Source organism: Salinispora cortesiana, assembly GCF_000484695.1.
Taxonomy (GTDB): domain Bacteria; phylum Actinomycetota; class Actinomycetes; order Mycobacteriales; family Micromonosporaceae; genus Micromonospora; species Micromonospora cortesiana.
Genome location: NZ_AXVR01000028.1, coordinates 44,982 through 61,545, shown reverse-complemented (window position 1 = coordinate 61,545; position 16,564 = coordinate 44,982). Strand labels below are relative to the sequence as shown.

Annotated in this window: 13 protein-coding genes, 1 pseudogene and 1 riboswitch; of the genes and pseudogenes, 10 read left to right on the top strand and 4 right to left on the bottom strand. The window is 70.8% G+C overall.

All coding sequences use genetic code 11. The features are described 5' to 3' along the window. Positions 1-757 precede the first annotated feature (757 nt). The gene (locus tag K228_RS0114145) at positions 758-2,311 is read right to left on the bottom strand and encodes a C40 family peptidase (protein ID WP_025619026.1); all 1,554 of its coding nucleotides are present in this window, start codon (positions 2,309-2,311) and stop codon (positions 758-760) included. A 266-nt stretch (positions 2,312-2,577) separates the two neighbouring features. Between K228_RS0114145 and mqnE the strand changes: the two genes are divergently transcribed. The 7 genes from mqnE to K228_RS0114110 all read left to right on the top strand — a co-directional run bounded on the left by mqnE (position 2,578) and on the right by K228_RS0114110 (position 9,773). Continuing rightward, positions 2,578-3,747: an aminofutalosine synthase MqnE gene (gene mqnE, locus K228_RS0114140; RefSeq protein ID WP_025619025.1), complete on the top strand. Its 1,170-nt coding sequence runs from the start codon at positions 2,578-2,580 to the stop codon at positions 3,745-3,747. A 37-nt stretch (positions 3,748-3,784) separates the two neighbouring features. Continuing rightward, complete coding sequence (locus K228_RS0114135) at positions 3,785-4,207, top strand: hypothetical protein (protein WP_025619024.1); 423 nt, start codon at positions 3,785-3,787, stop codon at positions 4,205-4,207. 35 nt (positions 4,208-4,242) lie between these two features. Then, positions 4,243-4,536 (top strand): DUF4229 domain-containing protein, encoded by a 294-nt coding sequence (locus K228_RS0114130; protein WP_025619023.1) that lies wholly within the window; start codon positions 4,243-4,245, stop codon positions 4,534-4,536. Positions 4,537-4,732: 196 nt separating this feature from the next. Continuing rightward, a complete protein-coding gene (locus tag K228_RS0114125) occupies positions 4,733-6,607 on the top strand; it encodes a M14 family metallopeptidase (protein WP_025619022.1) in 1,875 nt (624 codons plus the stop codon). Between the two features lie 61 nt (positions 6,608-6,668). Beyond that, positions 6,669-6,814, top strand: a riboswitch (cobalamin riboswitch). An 81-nt stretch (positions 6,815-6,895) separates the two neighbouring features. Further along, positions 6,896-7,834 (top strand): ABC transporter substrate-binding protein, encoded by a 939-nt coding sequence (locus K228_RS0114120; RefSeq protein ID WP_025619021.1) that lies wholly within the window; start codon positions 6,896-6,898, stop codon positions 7,832-7,834. A gap of 32 nt (positions 7,835-7,866) precedes the next feature. Continuing rightward, positions 7,867-8,967 carry a FecCD family ABC transporter permease gene (locus K228_RS0114115; RefSeq protein ID WP_025619020.1) on the top strand — a complete coding sequence of 367 codons (1,101 nt, stop codon included), beginning with the start codon at positions 7,867-7,869 and terminating at the stop codon, positions 8,965-8,967. Then, positions 8,964-9,773 carry an ABC transporter ATP-binding protein gene (locus tag K228_RS0114110; protein ID WP_025619019.1) on the top strand — a complete coding sequence of 270 codons (810 nt, stop codon included), beginning with the start codon at positions 8,964-8,966 and terminating at the stop codon, positions 9,771-9,773. Before K228_RS0114115 ends, K228_RS0114110 begins: the two co-directional genes overlap by 4 nt. Positions 9,774-9,797: 24 nt before the next feature. Here the strand turns inward: K228_RS0114110 and K228_RS0114105 are convergent, their stop codons facing one another. Continuing rightward, complete coding sequence (locus tag K228_RS0114105; RefSeq protein ID WP_025619018.1) at positions 9,798-10,556, bottom strand: VOC family protein; 759 nt, start codon at positions 10,554-10,556, stop codon at positions 9,798-9,800. Between the two features lie 89 nt (positions 10,557-10,645). On the opposite strand from K228_RS0114105, the pseudogene K228_RS25635 reads away from it, so the two are divergent. The 3 genes and pseudogenes from K228_RS25635 to K228_RS0114090 all read left to right on the top strand — a co-directional run. After that, a pseudogene (locus K228_RS25635) lies at positions 10,646-10,900 on the top strand (hypothetical protein); the annotation flags it as partial. 548 nt (positions 10,901-11,448) lie between these two features. Beyond that, the gene (locus K228_RS0114095) at positions 11,449-13,587 is read left to right on the top strand and encodes a HelD family protein (RefSeq protein ID WP_025619017.1); all 2,139 of its coding nucleotides are present in this window, start codon (positions 11,449-11,451) and stop codon (positions 13,585-13,587) included. Positions 13,588-13,681: 94 nt separating this feature from the next. Then, positions 13,682-14,533: a menaquinone biosynthetic enzyme MqnA/MqnD family protein gene (locus K228_RS0114090; RefSeq protein WP_025619016.1), complete on the top strand. Its 852-nt coding sequence runs from the start codon at positions 13,682-13,684 to the stop codon at positions 14,531-14,533. 104 nt (positions 14,534-14,637) lie between these two features. Here the strand turns inward: K228_RS0114090 and K228_RS0114085 are convergent, their stop codons facing one another. Both K228_RS0114085 and K228_RS0114080 read right to left on the bottom strand, forming a co-directional pair. Next, positions 14,638-15,570, bottom strand: coding sequence for a serine hydrolase (locus tag K228_RS0114085; RefSeq protein ID WP_025619015.1), 933 nt, complete (start codon positions 15,568-15,570; stop codon positions 14,638-14,640). After that, complete coding sequence (locus K228_RS0114080; RefSeq protein ID WP_025619014.1) at positions 15,570-16,541, bottom strand: serine hydrolase; 972 nt, start codon at positions 16,539-16,541, stop codon at positions 15,570-15,572. The genes K228_RS0114085 and K228_RS0114080 overlap by 1 nt, the downstream gene beginning before the upstream one ends. Positions 16,542-16,564 lie beyond the last annotated feature (23 nt).

The window sequence follows — 16,564 nt, the reverse complement described above, 5'->3', positions numbered from 1 at the left end:
TGTTGGGATTACCTGGGTGTGGGCGGCGGCGGCCGTGGGTGGGTGTTGGTGGCCGGCTGTTGGGACTACCTGGGTGCTGATGGACGAGGCCGTGGGTGGTAGTGACTCCGTGCGGTCCCCGGAGACCGGCGAGGTCGCGGTGCGCGGGGTGGGGAACGGGCCGGGCGCGGGGGCGCCGGCTCGCCCGGACGGCTCGGTGCCGCCACCGGAGGTGATCGGTGGCGGTGGGAACGGGGACGTCGGCGCCGGGTCGGTTGGCGCCGGTGCCGGCGGCCCGGGTGGTGCCGGCTGCGGTCGGATCGGACCCGGCGGGTGGGGGCCGGGGGCCGGGGGTGCCGGCGGCGGCTCGGGCGCGGGCGGGGTCGGGTCCGGAACGGACGGCTCAGGTGGCTGCACGGGCTCGGGCGGTCGCGCCGGCTCGGGCGGTCGCGCCGGCTCGGGCGGTCGCGCCGGCTCGGGCTCGCCGGGACCAGCCTGGTGGTAGACCCGGGCCTCCCCCGTCACCGACCGAATGGCTGTCGCGTCGGCGGCGGATGGGTCCACCGGATCGTTCTGCTCGGCCATGTTCGCCCTCCGCGCCGTGCTCGCACCCGGACTCGTGCCACCCGAGCCGGGAATGCCTGGTCTCACCGTGCCACATTCCGTCCAGGTAGCACAGCCGGAGCAGGGCTACCGGCCGGTTGTCGCATCACCTCAGGTGCCCCGTGCAGTCCGCGGCCCTGATCGCAGGACGGCGGTTCGCAGCGGTCGCGCCGGGCTACGGCAGGAATGAGCTGCCGGTCGTCGAGGGCGACGGGGGTTCGGTCGGCCCGGCCGAGGATGAGGTGGTGGGGGGCGGAGTGTCGGTCGGATCCGCCGAGGGGGAGGTGGTGGCGGACGGGGTGCTGCTCGGGCTGGTCGTGGGGGACGGGGTGTCGGTCGGAGGCGCCGAGGGCGAGGTGGTGGGGGACGGGGTGCTGGTTGGGGGCGCCGAGGGGGAGGTGGTGGGGGATGGGCTGGTGCTCGGGCTGGTCGTGGGGGACGGGGTGCTCGTGGCCGAGGGGGACGGTGTCGGTGTCGGCTTCGGGGTGGTCGAGGTGGTTGGCGTGGGCGTGGGTGTGGTCGATGCGGGAACCCCGCCGATCACTCGCGTTGCCGCGTAGAGGCGCGACCAGGTCACGGTTGAAATCTTGACCACGTCGCCGCTGCTCGGCGCGTGGATCATCCGCCCGCCGCCGATGTACATCCCGATGTGGTGGATGCTGGTCCAGCTCGACCCGGAGGCGAAGAAGAGCAGGTCACCGGGGAGCAGGCCGGTCCGGGCAACGGTGCGGTGCCGGGTCGCGTAGTACTGGTCGCGGGAGACCCGGGGCAGGCTGCGGTAGCCGGCCGAGCGATAGGCGGCCCAGATCAGGCCCGAACAGTCGAATCGGTCCGGCCCCTCGGCCGCCCAGAGGTACGGATCGCCGAGCTGGTCCATCGCGTAGGCGACCGCCGCGTGGGCGATGGGGTGTGCGGCGAGCCCGTTTGCCGTCTCGTTGGCGACCCACTGCGCGCCGATTGCCTGCTCCGCCGCCTCCTGCTGACGCTCCAGCTCCAGCAACTGGGCGGCGTTGTCCTGGCGGAGGGTGGCGAGCTTCGCCTGCTCGCTGCGCAGCGCCTGCTCGGTGCTGGCGTAGGCGGTGTCGATGGAGCGTACTCGGGACTGCGCCGCTGTCATCGCCTGCTGCGCGGCCTGCTCGTCGGTGCGGGCCCGGTTGAGCTTCCGGGTCGCCGCGGTGGTCTCCCCGCCCGCGACCTTCTCTCCCCGGACCAGGCCGGAGAGCTCACTCAGATCCTGGAGATCGTCGGCGAAGGGCGCGGGTGGCAACGCCGCAGCTGCCTTGATCGCCTCGGCGGCTGCGGCATCGGCTCGCGACTGGGCTTTGGCCAGCGCGGCCAGGGCCACGTTCAGCTCCTGCTCGGCGGTGATGAGCTGCGCCTTGGCCTCGGTGCGCTGCTGCTTCAGCAGGAGTAGTTCGTCGCTCAGCTGGCCGATGCGGGCCTCGGCCGCGTAGATCTGGGTGGCGAGCGGACCGTCGATGAGGTTGTTGACCGGCGTTGTGGCGGACTCAGTGAGCGGTCCGTCGCCGGGCAGGCTCAGCGGGCCGGACAGGACCGGGCGGGCGCCGCTGTCGGGCACGGTGTTGGGCAGTGGCGGATCGGCGTAGACCGGTGCGCTGAGCGCGCCGGCGGCGATGATGCCCAGCAACGCGGACCAGAGCTTCGGGCGGAGCACCGGTGAGATCACCGGGCGTCGTCGAGGTCGCCGTCCGTAGCCGCTGTCGCCCATTCCACTCCTTGTCCGGGTTAATCCGTGCATTGGGTGCACACGGTGTCCGGACGCTACCAGTGGTGTGTCGCGCCCGGCCCCACCCTGTCCTATCGCACGCGGGCAGCAGTGTCGATGCGTTGCCGGGTTACGACTGGCTGAGAGTTCCGGTGAGGGCGGCGGGGAGAGCGGTGAGGTTCGTCGCGGCCCGCCGCCCGCACTGACCGTGGGTTCGCCGGCCCACGTAGGCTCGACCGGGACCGCAGGCGGAAGGGACGGGGCTGGAGATGGACGCCGGACTCAAGCGCGAGCTCGAAGCGAAGGTGTACGCCGGCGAGCGGCTGACCCGCGCGGACGGGATCGCCCTCTACGACAGCGACGACCTGACCTGGCTGGGTCGGCTTGCGCACCACCGGCGGACTGAGCTCAACGGCGACCGGGTGATGTTCAACGTCAACCGGCACCTGAACCTGACCAACGTCTGCAGCGCCAGCTGTGCGTACTGCTCGTTCCAGCGCAAGCCGGGCGAGAAGGACGCGTACACGATGCGGATTGACGAGGCGGTCCGCAAGGCCAAGGAGATGGAGGACGAGCAGCTCACCGAGCTGCACATCGTCAACGGGCTGCACCCCACCCTGCCATGGCGCTACTACCCGAAGGTGCTCCGTGAGCTGAAGGCGGCGCTGCCGAAGGTTCGGCTCAAAGCATTCACCGCGACCGAGGTGCAGTGGTTCGAGAAGATCAGCGGTCTGAGCGCCGACGAGATCCTGGACGAGCTGATGGACGCCGGTCTGGAGTCGCTGACCGGCGGCGGTGCGGAGATCTTCGACTGGGATGTGCGGCAGCACATCGTTGACCACGCCTGCCACTGGGAGGACTGGTCCCGCATCCACCGGCTGGCGCACAACAAGGGCATGAAGACCCCGTCGACCATGCTGTACGGGCACATCGAGGAGCCCCGGCACCGGGTTGACCACGTGCTGCGCCTGCGGGAGCTGCAGGACGAGACCAACGGCTTCGTGGTCTTCATCCCGCTGCGCTACCAGCATGACTTCGTCGACTCGGCGGACGGCAAGATCCGTAACCAGATCCAGGCGCGGACGACGATGGCCTCGCCGGCGGAGTCGCTGAAGACGTACGCGGTGTCCCGGCTGCTCTTCGACAACGTCCCGCACGTGAAGTGCTTCTGGGTGATGCACGGGCTCTCGGTCGCCCAGCTGTCGCTGAACTTCGGCGTGGACGACCTGGACGGCTCGGTCGTCGAATACAAGATCACCCATGACGCCGACTCGTACGGCACCCCGAACACCATGCACCGGGCTGACCTGTTGGACCTGATCTGGGATGCCGGGTTCCGCCCGGTCGAGCGCAACACTCGGTACGACATCGTGCGCGAGTACGACGCCGCGCCCTCGCTCGCCGAGCGTCGCGCCCAGCCGCAGCAGGTGTGGGCCTGATCGTGCTGGTCGGCGGTTCGCGTACCCTCGTAGGGCCATGACCGAGCAGCGCAACAGAATTCCCCGGCGAGATGCCGAGGGGCGCGTGCTGACCCTGGGCGACCTGCTCGGGGTGAGCCTGGCCGGCTGGGTTATCGGGGTGCTCGCGTTGGTGGCCCTGGACTGGGGTGTCACTTCGCTCAGTTCGGGGGAGTTCGGTCAGGCCAACGGGTGGTTGGCGGTGATCCTGCCGGCCTGGCTCTACTGGGATGACTTTCGCGCCTGGGGGTTCGGTGCCGCCCGGGTGGTGGCGGGCCTGGTAGCCGGGGCCGTGGGGCTGGCCCTCGGCCTAGCGGTGGCTGGCCTCACCGCTGAGCTGCCGCCGGTGGTCTCCGGCGGGCTGGGCGCGGCGGCCTTCACTGTGGGGTACGCGGTGGTGTGGTTCCACGGCGTGCGGTGGCTCGCCCGGAGGACGGGCTGAGGCCGCCCGCTGACGGCGGAGAACGGAGTACGGAGATGAGCGCGGCGGTCAAGTACACGCTGGGCCGGATCGGGCTGTTTGTCGTCGTGCTGGCGGCCCTGTGGTTCGTGGAGTTGAATCTTTTCATCAAGCTGATGGTGGCGCTGATCTTCTCGGCGGCGCTCTCCTTCTTCCTGCTGCGTCCGTGGCGGGAGGAGATGGCCGAGGAGATGGCCGCTGCCACCGAGCGGCGGCGCGCGGAGAAGGAGCGGCTGCGCTCCGCGCTGGCCGGCGAGGACGACGCCGGGACGGACTCGGCGGAGTCGGGCGGCGACGCGCCGAAGTCCTGATCTCTGGCCGGGAAAACCGAGCCGCTGCCGGGACGGCCCGGCTTCGGCGGCGGGTGTCCACACGCAGCAGGAGTGTGGTGCTGCGGGATCGCCATTTAATTTATACATGGAAGAATATTGATATGACCATGCGTTGAGTGGTGGAGTGTGCGGTACCAGGCGGGAAAGGTTTCCCGCGCTTGTCAGGAGGTTGTCCATGGCCTTCCGCACCCCCACCCTTCGCCGCCGCCTCGCGCTCGTCGTCGCCGCGGGGTTCGGCCTGCTCACCTTTGCCGCGTCACCGGTCTCCGCGAACACCACGCCGGACCCCACCGGTGAGTCGGCCATCGTCCAGTACCGGGTGCTCGGCCCGCGTACCGTGACCGACCGCAGCGCGGTCGCCAGCACCGGCGCCGCGATCGACTACTCCGAGCACGGTGTCCTGCACGTCTCCGCCACCGCCGCCGAGGCCGCCGCGATCACCCGGCTGGGCTTCGAGCTGGAGGAGGTTCCGGTAACGCCGACCGACCACGACCACGGGGACGTCGGCACCTTTGACTTTCCGCCTGCCGACTCCGACTACCACAACTACGCCGAGCTGACGGCGGTGGTGAACCAGGTGGTGGCGGACCACCCCAGCATCGCGCGGAAGGTCAGTATCGGCACCTCGCACGAGGGCCGGGACCTGATGGCGGTGAAGATCTCCGACAACGTCGGGACCGATGAGGACGAACCGGAAATCCTCTTCAACTCCCAGCAGCACGCCCGGGAGCACCTGACCGTGGAGATGGCGATCTACCTGCTCAACCTCTTCACCGACGACTACGGCAGTAACTCCCGGGTCACCAACGTGGTCAACAGCCGGGAGCTGTGGATCGTGCCGACCGTGAACCCGGACGGCAGCGAGTACGACATCGCCACCGGCTCGTACCGGTCATGGCGCAAGAACCGGCAGCCGAACAGCGGCTCGTCCTGGGTCGGCACCGACCTGAACCGCAACTGGGACTACCTCTGGGGCTGCTGCGGCGGCTCCTCCGGCTCCACCTCGTCGAGCACCTACCGGGGCCCGTCGCCCTTCTCCGCCCCGGAGACCGATGCGGTGCGCGACTTCGTTGACAGCCGGGTCGTGGGCGGAGTCCAGCAGATCAAGGCCAACATCGACTTCCACACCTACTCCGAGCTGGTGCTCTGGCCGTTCGGCTACACCTACAGCAACACCGCCCCGGGGATGACGGCCGACCAGTACAACACCTTCGCCACCATCGGCGGGGAGATGGCGGCCACCAACGGCTACACCCCGCAGCAGTCCAGCGACCTCTACATCACCGACGGCAGCAGCATCGACTGGATGTGGGGGGAGCACGAAATCTGGGCGTACACCTTCGAGCTCTACCCCGGCTCCGCCGCGGGCGGCGGCTTCTACCCACCCGATGAGGTCATCCCGGCGGAGACCGCCCGCAACCGGGAAGCGGTGCTGCTCCTCTCCGAGTACGCCGACTGCCCGTACCGGGCAATCGGCAAGGAGGACCAGTACTGCGACGGTGGCGGCGGCGGGGAGACGGTCTGGGCGGACACCTTCGAGACCGCGACCGGCTGGACCATTGACCCCGACGGCACCGACACCGCCACCACCGGCCAGTGGGAGCGGGGCGCCGCCCAGGCGACCAGCTACTCCGGTGCCAAGCAGCTCACCCCGTACGCGGGCAGTAACGACCTGGTTACCGGTCGGCTCGCCGGCTCCTCGGCGGGCACCCACGACATCGACGGCGGCGTGACCAGCGCCCGCTCCCCAGCGGTGGCCCTGCCGTCGAGCGGCACACTGACCCTCTCGTTGGCCTGGTACCTGGCGCACTACTCGAACGCCTCCTCCGCCGACTACTTCCGGGTCAGCGTCGTGCACAGCGGCGGCACCACCACCCTGCTCAACCAGGCCGGGGCGGCGACCAACCGCAGCGCCTCCTGGTCGGTGGCCAATCTCGACCTGACGCCGTACGCCGGCCAGTCGGTCCAGATCCAGGTGACGGCGGCGGACGCCGCCGGCGGCAGCCTCGTCGAGGCAGCAGTCGACAACGTCACCATCACCGTTTCCTGAATCCAGGTGGGGGCCCTGTCCCGGGGCCCCCACCCCACCTCGTCACACGTCTGCGGCCAACTCCGGGCTCCGGCCCGACCGTGCGCTACCGTGCTACCGACCATCCCGCAGCGAAGCCGGTGGGAAACCGGCACTGTCCCGCAACTGTGATGCCCCGGGCTTGTCCCGGAGACGAGTCAGGTCGCCTGCGGTCGGTCGCGATACGCGCTCTCGAGGAAGGGCGCCTCGTGGACGGGCACCTCGGTCCCTGTCGGCGAAGCACCAACTCCTCGACCGACAGGAGGCCCGATGTCCAGACGTACCCCCCGGTTCTTCACCGCGGCCCTCGCGGTGGCCGCGCTCGCGCTCGGCGGCTGCGCCGAGAAGACCACCGATTCCCCCGCAGCCGAAAGCGGCGCGTCGAGCGCCGCGACCTTCCCGGTGACTGTCGGCTCGCTGACGCTGGACCAGCAGCCCGAGAAGATCGTCTCGCTGTCGCCGACCGCCACCGAGATGCTCTTCGCGATCGGGGCGGGGCCGCAGGTCGTCGCGGTCGACGACAACTCCAACTATCCGGCGGAGGCGCCGCGGACCGACCTCTCCGGCTTCCAGCCGAACGCCGAGGCGATCGCCGCCCAGAACCCCGACCTGGTGCTGCTCGCCAGCGACCAGAACAAGATTGTGGACCAGCTCACCACGCTGAAGATCCCGGTCTTCCTCACCCCGGCGGCGGTCACGCTGGACGACACCTATCGGCAGCTCACCGAGGTGGGCGCGCTGACCGGGCACCCCGCCGAGGCCGCCGACGTGGTCAGCCAGATGAAGGACGACATCGCGGAGTTGGTCGCCGGCCTGCCCCAGCGGGCGGAGAAGCTCACCTACTTCCACGAGCTCGGCCCCCAGCTGTACACCGCCACCAGCAAGACCTTCATCGGCTCGCTCTACGCGCTCGTCGGGCTCGAGAATATCGCCGACCCGGCCGACGCGGATGGCGCGAGCGGCGGCTACCCACAGCTCTCCGAGGAGGTCATCGTCCAGGCCAACCCGGACTTCGTCTTCCTCGCCGACACCAAGTGCTGCCAGCAGAGCGTCGCGTCGGTCCAGGCCCGACCCGGCTGGGCGACGATCACCGCCGTGCAGGAGAACCAGGTCGTCGCGCTCGACGACGACATCGCCTCCCGGTGGGGCCCGCGCGTCGTCGACCTGCTCCGCACGATCATCGAGGCGACCGCCAAGGTCCCCGCGTGACGCTGGACCGGCGGCGGTAGCAAGGCCTTCCCATGCGGCAGGTGGTAACCCAGCGCCCCTCCGGCCTGCCGGAGGGGCGGCCGGCCGTGGCTCGGCCAGCCGGGCTGCGGCCCGGCTGGCTCGTCGCCGGGCTGGCCGCGGTCCTGGTCGCCCTGGTGGCGGGCGTCTCCCTCGGCCCGGTCAGCCTGCCGCCCGGCAGCGTCGCGGTCGAGCTGCTGAACCTCCTCCCCGGGGTCGGCCTCGACAGCGGGCTCACCGAGCGGGAGATCGCCATCATCACCGAGCTGCGCCTGCCCCGGGCCGTGCTCGGCCTGCTCGTCGGCGGGTTGCTCGCCCTGGCCGGCGGCGCCTACCAGGGCGTGTTCCGTAACCCACTGGCCGACCCGTACCTGCTCGGGGTCGCGGCCGGCGCCGGGTTGGCGGTCACCGTGGTGATCACCATTGGCGGGGCCGGCGGGGCGAACACCGGGCTGCCGGTCACCGTCCCGCTGGCCGCGTTCGTCGGCGCGATCGGCGCGGTCACGCTGACCTACCTGCTCGGCTCCGCCGGTGGCCGAAGCCGATCACCGGCGACCCTGATCCTGGCCGGGGTGGCGGTCTCCGCCTTCCTCTCCGCCGGACAGACGTACCTGCTGCAACGCAATGCAGACAGCATCCAACAGGTCTATGCCTGGCTACTCGGACGGCTCGCCACCGCCGGCTGGCACGACGTGTGGTTGGTCCTGCCGTACTTCCTGCTGACCGCCGTGGTGGTCCTGCTGCACCGGCGGGAGCTGGACGTCCTCTCGGTCGGCGACGACGAGGCGACCAGCCTGGGCCTGCACCCGCAACGGTCCCGCTACCTGCTGATCGCCGCCGCCTCCCTCGGCACCGCCGCCGCGGTCTCCGCGTCCGGGCTGATCGGCTTCGTCGGAATTATCGTGCCGCACGCCGTACGACTGCTCGCCGGCTCCAGCTACCGGGTGATCCTGCCGCTGTCGATGCTCTTCGGCGGGGCGTTCCTGGCGCTGACCGACGTGATCGCCCGTACCGCGGCTGCCCCCGAGGAGATCCCGATCGGTGTGGTGACCGCCCTGCTCGGCGGCCCGTTCTTCGTTCTGGTCCTGCGCAGCGCCCGGCGGGTGCTGGGATGAGCGCGCCGGCAGTGGCGGTACGCGACCTGCGGGTCCGACTGGCCGGCGTACCCATCCTGACCGGGGTTGATCTGAGCGTCGCCGCCGGCGAGTGGGTGACCGTGATCGGCCCGAACGGCGCCGGCAAGTCGACGCTGCTGCGCGCCGTCGGCGGCCTGCTGCCCACCGAGGGCGCGGTCTCCCTCTTCGGTACGCCGATCCAGCAGCTGTGTCGCCGGGACCGGGCCCGGGTGGTGGCGACGGTGGCCCAGTCGCCGGTGGTGCCGGCGGGGATGTCGGTCCTGGACTACGTGCTGCTCGGCCGCACCCCGTACATCGCGCCGCTGGGCCGGGAGTCCACCGCCGACCTGGCCGCCGCGCACGATGTCCTGGACCGGCTGGACCTCACCGGATTCCACGCCCGGGAACTTGCCACCCTCTCCGGTGGCGAGCGGCAGCGGGTCTTCCTGGCCCGAGCCTTCGCCCAGGGGGCCACCCTGCTGCTGCTCGACGAGCCGACCAGCGCGCTGGACATCGGCCACCAACAGGACGTCCTCGAACTGGTCGACCAGCTCCGCCGTGCGCATGGCCTGACCGTGGTCGCGACCATGCACGATCTCTCCATCGCCGGCGAGTACGCCGACCGGATGGTGCTCCTCGCGGACGGCCATGTCGCCGCCGTCGGCAGCCCCCGGGAGGTGCTCACGACGGAGCTGCTGGCTCGCCACTACCGCGCCACCGTGAAGGTGATCGACGGCGAGCACGGCCCACTGGTGGTACCCGTCCGCCCCGCCTCGGCGCCCGACGGGGTGCTGGGCCGGTGCTGACCGCCTGGGCAGGGATGCTGGAGGTCAGGGCGGGGCGATCGCGTTGAAGAGGGCACCCTGTGGGTCGCGCAGGGCCGTGCAGCGACCGGCCGCGCTGTCGCGGGGCGGCACCAGGATCGCCCCGCCCAGGGCGGCAGCCCGGGCGGCGGTCGCGTCCACGTCCGCCACCCCGAAGTACACCGACCAGTACGCGGGCGCACCGGCCGGGAGGTCGCCGAGCGGCGTGGTCATCCCGGCGACGATCTGGCTGCCGAGGCGCCAGCCGGTGTGCCGGGCCGAACCGGTTGGCGACTCGTCCGGCTGCCAGCCGAAGACCAGCTCGTAGAAGACCTTCGCGCTCTCCGGGTCGGGGGTGACCAGCTCGGTCCAGCTCATCGCCCCCGGTACCCCGAAGACCTCACCGCCGGGCATCGTCAACGGCTGCCACACAGACAGCGTCGCCCCCGCCGGGTCGCTCAACACCGCCATCCGACCCCGGTCGAACACGTCGAAGGGGGGCACCACGAGCTGCCCGCCGGCCTCCTCGACCCGAGCGGCCACCAGGTCGGCGTCGTCGGCGGCGATGTAGATCGACCAGATCGGCACCTGCTCGGGAATGGCCGGCGGCCCGGCACCCGCCACCGCCTGGCCGTGGCGGAGGAAGTCGGTGTAGCCGCCCGCCTCGGGCTCCGGCGCGATCCGCCCGGTCCACCCGAACAGCTCCGGGTAGAAGCGGCGCGCGTCGTCGAGGTCCGGCGTGGCCAGGTCGGCCCAGCAGGGGGTGCCCGCCGGAACGATGCCCACGTCAACCCCTCTCGTCCGGGCCGGCCACGGTGGCCGGCCCCGACCCGCATGGTGGCACTGCCGCAGCCCGATCGGCGGGAAAAAGGGAAATGTCACCCCCAAGAGGTGTCCTGCGGCAGGGGAGACCGAGTGGCGTTCCGCCCGTCGATGGCGGGCGCTGCTGCGCCGGGTGCCGCAGGACCGGGAGGCCCACGCCGACCCCGCCGACGAGGTCGCCGGTCGGCTGGACGACGAGCGCCGGATGGCGTCGGTCCTTTTCGGCAGTCCGCCGGCTGCCTCGCGCCGAGCGGGAGGCGGTCGCCCTGTGTCTCTGGTCCGGCGTTTCCTACGCCGAGGCCGCGGCCGTGCTCGGGATCAGCGAGGTCGCGCTTCGTTCCCGGGTGAGTCGCGTCCGGGCACGGCTGGCCCGGATATTCAGCACCGACAACAAGCAGGAGCAGTGATGACCGATCTCCTCGATCCACCCCCATGCGAGTCGCCATCGCCGCAGCCACGGCAGTCGTGGCTGTCAGCGCGGTCCTACTAGTCGGCAGGCCGGGTCTACCCGGAGCAGACCCCACCAGCGGGATCGAACTACTGGCGATGGGTCCAGCCGAGCTGAACCCGACGTTGCGTAGGTCGGTCGAGCAGTGTCTGGAGTGGAGAGCACAGCACTCGGTCTCCGAACCCACCGAGAATTCAACCGAAGGCGGCGCCGCCAGCGGAGGAGGCTGATGGGAGGAAGTGCCGGTGTTGCTGTCGGCGGCCGCCAGCGAAAATTCGTCGATGGGAGCGGCCGGACGGGCTAGGCTGGTCGATCCGTGCGCTCTCGCGCCGCGCCGAGGCACAGCCGGTACCCGACGTGGGTGGCCGGGCGGCCAGGTCACCCTGTCGACCCGGAGGAGCCGCCGTCATGCCTGCCGACCACACCGCTGACCTCACTGTTGAGCTCGACGCCGAGCGCACGCACATGGCCGCGTCGCGGGCTGCCCTGCACGCGATGCGCCGGCACGCCGAAGCCATGTACGCCGTCGGCGAGAAGATCGCCGGGGATCCCTTCTCCGCGGAGACCCTCGGGGTGGCGTTGGCCCGGCGGGTGGCCGAGCTCGCCGACGACCCCCGTACGCCGCTGTTCTTCGGCCGCCTCGACCTCGACGGCGCCGCCGAGCCCAGAGAGACCCTCGAGCCGGGAGCGGGTCCGGTGACCGGCCGCTATCACATCGGACGGCGGCACGTTACCGATCAGCTTGGTGAGCCGCTGGTGCTGGACTGGCGAGCGCCGGTCAGTCGCGCTTTCTACCAGGCCAGCGCCCGTGACCCGCAGGGCGTACGGACCCGCCGTCGGTTCGGGTTCGCCGGGGGCGACCTGACCAGCTTTGAAGACGAACGCCTCGACCAGGGCGAGGAACTCGGCAGCACCAGCAAGATCCTGATCGAGGAGATCGAACGCCCGCGGGTCGGGCCGATGCGCGACATCGTCGCCACGATCCAGCCCGAGCAGGATGAGCTGGTTCGCGCCGACCTCGACACCTCGATCTGCGTACAGGGGGCACCCGGGACCGGCAAGACCGCCGTCGGTCTGCACCGGGCCGCCTACCTGCTCTATCTGCACCGGGAACGGCTTCGGCGTACGGGCGTGTTGATTCTCGGACCGAACTCGGCGTTCCTCGGCTACATCTCGGCGGTCCTGCCCGCGCTCGGTGAGCTGGAGGTGCGGCAGGCCACCCCGGAGGGGCTCATCGGCCGGGTGCCCATCTCCGGTGTTGATCCGGTCGAGGCCGAGGTTGTCAAGCACGACCCCCGGATGGCGACCGTGCTGCGGCGGGCGCTCTGGTCCCGGCTGGGCCGAGCTGACTCCGCGATCCAGGTATCCGACGGCGCCTACCGGTGGCGCATCGATCCGGGGGTGCTCACCCGCCTGGTCGACGACACCCGGCGGGAGGATCCGGCATACCTGGTCGGCCGGGAACGGGTCCGCGCCCGGGTCGTCGGCCTGCTGCAACGCCAGGCCGAGACGCGCTCCGGCGAGTCGCCGGGGGAGCCGTGGCAACGGCGGATGGGAAAGGCCAAACCGGTGGCCGAGTTCCTCGACGCCTGCTGGCCGGCGGTGACGCCGCAGTCGCTGGTCTTCGAGTTGCTCAGCGACGCGGAGGTGCTGGCCCGGGCTGCCGAGGGCATCCTCACCGAGGCCGAGTGTCAGGCGCTGCGCTGGCCCCGGCCTTTCCGTAGCGTCCGGAGCGTCCGGTGGAGCAGCGCCGATCTGGTGCTGCTCGACGAGGCCGCCGGGCTCCTGCAGCGGGAGCCGAGCCTCCACCACATCATCATCGACGAGGCGCAGGACCTCTCCCCGATGCAGTGTCGGGCCGTCGCCCGGCGTACCACACACGGGTCGATCACGCTCCTCGGTGACCTTGCCCAGGGCACGGCACCGTGGGCGGCGACCGACTGGAGGGAGTCGCTGCGGCACCTGGGCAAGCCCGACGCGGCGGTCGTGCCGTTGACTACCGGGTTCCGCGTACCGGAGGCGGTGGTTGCGCTGGCCAACCGGCTGCTGCCCGCGCTGGAGGTGAACGTCCCCCCAGCGGTGTCGCTGCGTTCGGACGGCAATCTCGTCCTGCGCCGGGTGGACGACCTGGCCGCCGAGGTGGTCGCGGAGCTGGCCGCGACCACCTCGCTACCGGGGTCGGTCGGGGTGATCGCCGCTGACCGGCACCTTGACAAGCTGCGGGCCGCGCTCGTCGCCGCCGGCGAAGAGCCCGGGGAACTCGACGCCCCCGGGCGCGTCACCGTAGTCCCGGCGACGCTGGCCAAAGGCTTGGAGTACGACCATGTGATCGTGGTCGAACCGGCCGAGATCGTGGACGCGGAACCGCGTGGACTGCACCGGCTCTACGTCGTGCTCACCCGCGCGGTGACCCGGTTGACGGTGCTGCATGCCCGCCCGTTGCCCGGAGCGCTCGCCACCGATGCGCTCGACGATGCCGGCGGTGCTGCGGTGCCCGCTCCGGGCGTGACGCACGCCGCCGGGCCCCTTGGCGGCCGGCTCAGATAGCGGATGACCTTCGGATCCGGCGCTGGCTGCGGCGTTGGCCACTTCGACCCTGACCCGGCGTCGCGGTGCGCGGTGGCGGCGATACGGTCGGGGCATGGTAGAGCCGGTAGCGCGCCCTCGGGTCGGGCACATCCAGTTCCTGAACTGCCTACCGATCTACTGGGGGCTGATGCGCTCGGGCGCCCTGATCGACGTGGACCTGCACAAGGACTCGCCGGATCGGTTGAGCGCCGCGCTGGTCGCCGGTCACCTGGACATCGGCCCGATCACCCTGGTGGAGTACCTGCGCAACGCCGATGACCTGTTGCTGCTGCCCGATCTCGCGGTGGGTAGTGACGGACCGGTGCTCTCGGTCAACGTCGTCTCGACCCGCCCGCTGGCCGACCTCGACCGGCGTCGGGTCGCGCTCGGGTCGACCTCGCGGACCGGCGTGCTGCTGGCTCAGCTGCTGCTCGCCGAGCGGTACGGGGTGCGGCCCGAGTACTTCCGCTGCCCGCCGGATCTGACCCAGATGCTGCTGGAGGCGGACGCTGGGGTCCTGATCGGTGATGTGGCGCTGCGGGCCCTCCTGGAAGCGCCGTCCCGCGGCCTCACCGTCACCGACCTCGGCCAGGCGTGGAACGAGTGGACCGGGCTGCCGATGGTCTTCGCCGTCTGGGCGGTACGGCGCGACTTCGCCACCGCGCACCCCGGCCTGGTCAAGGAGGTGCACGAGGCGTTCCTGCGGTCCCGGGACCTCTGCCTGGCCGAGTTGGACCAGGTGGCCGCGGCGGCCGCCCGTTGGGAGAGCTTCGACGCGGAGACCCTGGCGACGTACTTTCGGAGGTTGGACTTCAGCCTGGGTGATCGCCAGATCGCCGGGTTGCGCGAGTTCGCCCGCCGGGCCGCTGCCGCCGGCGCCGTCCCCGAGCTTCCCGCCGACGGACCGGCCCGCTTTGTCGGTTGACCGCTACGCCCCGCGCTGACCACTGTGGCCTCGGCTGACCACAGTGGCCCGCGATGGCGTTGGCCCGCTCCTTCGGCGGACCAACTCGCGGCGCGCGTCGCCGGTCAGAGCGGTTCGGTCAGCAGGGCCTCGGTGATTTTCTGGCAGTTGTCCATGCCGTACTGGTAGCCCTGCGCGACCGGGTAGCGCAGCATCAACCCCATCGTCCAGGTGTCGCCGATCGCCAGACAGTTGACATGGTTCTCCTGCTCGCGGGTGCGGTCCACCCAGCCGTTCTTGATGGCGATGGTCTCGCTGACCGCCGACGGAAAGGCCTTGCGGATGCCGAAGTCGCCGGTGCCCCGCACCAGCCGCATCTCCTCGAGGAGCCAGTCCGTCCACTCCGGGCCGGCGGCCGTGCCGTCGGCGATGCACTCACCGAGCCGGGCGGTGTCCCGCGGGGACAGCTCGGTCCGGCTCCAGCCACCGTCCTCCGAAACGTTGCTGTCGGTCAGCTCGCATCGGGACAGTAGGCGCTCGATGGTGACGGACCCGCCGAGGTTGTTGTAGAACTCCTGGGTGAGGGCGTTGTCACTATCACGAATGATCTTGGTGGCGTCGGCGAGCTCGGTCTCGGTCGGGGTCCGGCCGGCCTCCACCGTGCGGCGCAGATAGTCGGCGACGATCCAAGATTTGATCATCGAAGCCGTGGTGTTGGTCTCGGCCATGTTCTCCGAGCCGATGATCTCACCGGTACGGCGGTCCAGCACGCTCCAGGCGTACCAGCTGTCGATGCCCAGGCTGGTGAGATCGTTCGCTGCGAAGGGTAGCGGTTCGAGGGTCGGGCTCGGCGATGGCGTGGGCTGGATCTGCTCTGTGGGGCCGCCAGACTGCTCCTGTGCTGGACTCCCTCCCCACTGGGCCGTCGCGTCGGAGGCGAAGGGTGACCCGGGTAGCAGGCGGAGGGAGGCCAACACGAAACCGATCAGTACGGCCGTGATCGCGGCCACCTTGAGCAGTGAGGTGCCGCCCTGCCGCGCGTCAGGCTGGCTGGCCATCAGAGATCCTCCCCGAGAAAGTCGGAGATCAGCTCATCAAGCGAGGCCGTCGGCTGCTGCGGCACCTTCAGGCCGGCGCCGGGCTGCGGGGTGACGAGCTGGGTGGTGACGTTGGCGCAGGTCTGGGCGCCGTAGTCGAGCCCGCTCTGCTGCGGGTACCGCATCATCACGGCGAGACTCCACTGGTCGTTCACCGCGAGGCAGTTGACGTGCCAGTTGCCGTCGTAATTCAGGGCTGTCCACCCGTTCTTCATGCCGACCGGACCCTGGCTCGTGATCGACTCGGGTAGGCCGTCGATGATCCCCCAGCGGCCGCCTCCGGAGCGCGCGTTCTGGTCGTCGGGGGCGGTCGTACCCCGAACCTGGCTCATCTCGTCCAGCAGGAACTCGGTCCACGTCGGCCCGGCGGCCGTTCCGTCGGCGATGCAGTCGCCGAGCCGGACCGCGTCCCGGGGGGACATCTGGGTGAAGCTCCACCACCCGACGTAGCCCGACACGGTGCCGGGTTTGGTGTCGGTGAGGCCGCAGGTGCTGATCATCCGGTCGATGGTGGCCGACCTGCCGACCTCCCGGTAGAGCAGGTTCGCCGCGTCGTCGTTGCTGTCCCGGACCGCGGTGGTGATGGCGTCGCGCATCGTCGTCGAGAGCGACTCGTCACCGAGCTGGTTGAGGTAGTCGGCGGCGAACCACACTTTGATCATCGACTCGGTGGAGCTGGTGTCGGCGAGGTTCTCCGCACCGGAGATCGTGTCGGTCTGGCGGTCCATCAGCGCCCAGGAGAAGAACTCGCCCTCGAAGGGTACGGACACCGGCGCGTCGGCCAGGGTCGGCGGCGGGGGCGGGGAGGGAGCGGGCGTGGGAATGCTCGCCTCGGTGTCGGTGCCGCCATCGTCGAGGCGGGCGTACGCAGCGGGAATGATCAAAGCAATTCCGAGGACGACCGCCATGACGGCTAGCAACCGTGGACGCATAACTGGGTGGACTCCAGATGTCG